This is a genomic window from Paenibacillus maysiensis (assembly GCF_000520815.1).
In the GTDB taxonomy this organism is placed as follows: Bacteria; Bacillota; Bacilli; order Paenibacillales; family Paenibacillaceae; genus Paenibacillus; species Paenibacillus maysiensis.
The window spans coordinates 1-2324 of the sequence record NZ_ASRY01000268.1; the positions used below are offsets into that span (position 1 = coordinate 1).

1 protein-coding gene is annotated in these 2324 nt (G+C 62.0%); it reads left to right on the top strand.

Going from position 1 to position 2324, the window contains the following annotated elements:
* Nucleotides 1-2324 (top strand): beta-ketoacyl synthase N-terminal-like domain-containing protein (locus L696_RS0118615; protein WP_025684981.1); only part of this gene is annotated, 2324 nt, incomplete at both ends.

Genomic DNA, 2324 nt, shown 5'->3' on the forward strand with positions numbered 1-2324 from the left:
ATTCTTCCGCATCTCGCCACGGGAGGCGGAGACGATCGACCCGCAGGAGCGCTTGTTCCTGGAGACCTGCTGGGAAGCGGTGGAAGACGCCGGCTACACCCCGAAGACGGTGGTGACGCCAAAAGGGCCGAACAAGCGCCGCAACGTCGGCGTGTTCGTCGGGGTGATGCACAAGGACTATACGCTGATTCAAGCCGAAGCGGTGCGCGACGGACAGCCGCAGCCTTTGTCGCTCAGCTATGCGTCGATCGCGAACCGCGTGTCGTATTTTTGCAATTTTCACGGACCGAGCATGGCGATCGACACCGTCTGCTCGTCTTCGCTAATCGCCGTGCATCTGGCGCTGGAGAGCATCAAGCGCGGTGAGTGTGAAGTGGCGCTGGCCGGCGGGGTGAACCTGTCGCTGCATCCGAACAAGTACATGACGTATGGCATGATGGACATGCATTCCAACGACGGGTACTGCCACACGTTCGGCAAGGGCGGCGACGGGTATGTGTCGGGCGAAGGCATCGGCGCGGTGCTGCTCAAGCCGCTGAGCAAGGCGATTGCGGACAACGACCACATCTATGCAGTGGTCAAAGGAAGCACGACCAACCACGTGGGCGCGGTGAGCGGGATCACCGTCCCGAGCCCGGTGGCCCAAGCGGACATGATTCAGGCATGTTTGGAAAAAACGGGTGTCGATCCGCGCACGATCTCGTATATGGAAGCGCACGGCACCGGGACGTCGCTCGGCGACCCGATCGAGATCCAAGGGCTGGTCAAGGCGTTCCGACACTTCACGCAGGACAAGCAATACTGCTCGATCGGTTCGGTCAAGTCCAACATCGGCCACGGCGAATCGGCGGCCGGCATCAGCGGTCTGCACAAAGTCGCCCTGCAGCTTCATCACAAAAAGCTCGTGCCGTCGCTGCATTCGGTGGAGCTCAACCCGTATATCGATCTGGAAAATTCGCCTTTTTACGTCCAGCACAAGACGGAAGAGTGGCAGCGTCCGACGCTCATCGAAAACGGTGAGCGGGTCGAATACCCGCGCCGTGCCGGGCTGAGCTCGTTCGGGGCGTACGGCTCGAACGCGCACGTGATCTTGGAGGAATACATCCCGCCGCAAGCGGTGACGAGCACGGAAGGGCAGGGTGCCGCGCTGGTTCCTCTGTCTGCGAAGAACAAAGAGCGCCTGGTCGCCTATGCGGGCCGCTTGCTGGCGGCTCTGAACAAGAACGAGGAGGCGCAGCGTCAGAATCCGGTGCGGGTGGCTGTGCAAGCTGTGGAGCCTGTGCAAGCGCAAGGGATGGAACTGCGTTTGGAAGCGGTGATGCGGGAGATGCTCGCGGAGCTGATCCACGTGAAGGCAGACGCGTTGGAAGCGGATGTCGAGTGGAGCGAATATGGCATCGAACCGATTCACCTCGCCCAGCTGAGCGAGCGTCTGCAAGCGGAATTCCAACTGGAGGTCGATCCTAAAGAACTGCTGGAGCAAGAGTCGATCGCGGCGGCGGTGGCCCGCGTGGCAGGGATTGAGGGAGTGGTGCGGGAAACGGCGGCGGCCGGCCTGCATCTAGAGTCTGTCACCCCGGCTGCGGAGGCTCTTCAACGCCTCAACCTGATCGACCTCGCGTACACGCTGCAAGTCGGTCGGGAGGCGATGGAGGAGCGCGTGGCCTTTGTCGTCCGTGACCTCTCGGAGCTGAAGCAAAAGCTCGAAGCGTATCTGGCAGACCCGGACGGGCAGGCGGGCGTGCATCGCAGCTCCGTCAAGCAGAACAAAGAGACGGTTGCGCTCTTCAGCGCAGACGAAGACTCGCGGGAACTCCTGAACCGATGGATCGCCAAAGGCAAGCATGACAAGCTGGCAGACCTCTGGGTCAAAGGCGTGGAGATCGACTGGAATCGCCTCTACCGTCAAGGGCGTCCGCAGCGCATCAGCCTGCCGACCTACCCGTTTGCCAAGGAGCGCTATTGGGTTCCCAAGGCTGCAAACAGAGCGACGGCACAGGTCGCGGCCGAAACGGCGGGCGTGCAGAGCGTGCTTCATCCGCTGCTGCATCAGAACACGTCCGATTTTGCCGAACAGCGTTTCTCGTCGACCTTTACCGGCGAGGAGTTCTTCCTGAACGATCATCGGGTGCAGGGCAATCGCGTCCTGCCGGGCGTGGCTTATCTGGAGATGGCGCGGGCCGCAGTCGAGCATGCAGCCGGCGGGCTGGTCGAAGGGCCGAGCGAGGTGCAACTGCAGAATGTCGCATGGGTTCGCCCGATCACGGTAGGAGAGCAGCCTGTGCAGGTGCACATCGGACTGTTCCCGGAAGAGAACGGCGAGG